This window comes from Verminephrobacter aporrectodeae subsp. tuberculatae At4 (genome assembly GCF_000193225.1).
Classification (GTDB): Bacteria; Pseudomonadota; Gammaproteobacteria; order Burkholderiales; family Burkholderiaceae_C; genus Acidovorax; species Acidovorax aporrectodeae.
The window spans coordinates 1-600 of sequence record NZ_AFAL01000565.1; the positions used below are offsets into that span (position 1 = coordinate 1).

Annotated in this window: 2 pseudogenes; both read right to left on the minus strand. The window is 67.3% G+C overall.

Annotated features, from left to right (window positions below):
- Positions 1 to 173: 173 nt before the first annotated feature.
- Positions 174 to 266: pseudogene (locus VTU_RS35890) on the minus strand (nitrate ABC transporter ATP-binding protein); the annotation flags it as partial.
- 19 nt (positions 267 to 285) lie between these two features.
- A pseudogene (locus VTU_RS28185) lies at positions 286 to 600 on the minus strand (hypothetical protein); the annotation flags it as partial.

Sequence of the window (600 nt, forward strand, 5' to 3'; positions counted from 1 at the left end):
CTGCACGCGCCCCTGCTCCTTGAGGAAGGCCGCCGTGGCGGCCATCGCCTTGGCCGCGCCACCTCCCAGCCACGTCGGCGACACCTGCTCGGCCATCGTCGGGAATCTGTACAGGCGCATCACGGCCAGCACATCCTTCGGATCGGCCTTGGTCCATTTCGCCATCGCCTTGAGTGCATCGTCAGATTGACGGGCGCCAGGGCCTGCAGCGTGCCCCCCTTCACCGCGTAGTTGACCGTCAGTTCCCGGATGTCGAGCGTTGGCATGGTCGTCCCGTTCGGCGGCTTACTTGCCCATCGCCTTGTCGACGCAGGTCGTGGTCACGAAGGCGCTGTCGTCGGGCCTGACTTCCTGCACGCGCCCCTGCTCCCTGAGGAAGGCCGCCGTGCCGGCCATCGCCTTGGCCGCGCCACCTCCCAGCCACGTCGGCGACACCTGCTCGGCCATCGTCGGGAAGCGGTACAGGCGCATCACGGGCAGCACATCCTTCGGATCGGCCTTGGTCCATTTCGCCATCGCCTTGAGTGCATCGTCAGATTGGGGCGCCAGGGCCTGCAGCGTGCCCCCCTGCACCGCGTAGTTGACCGTCAGTTCCCGGAT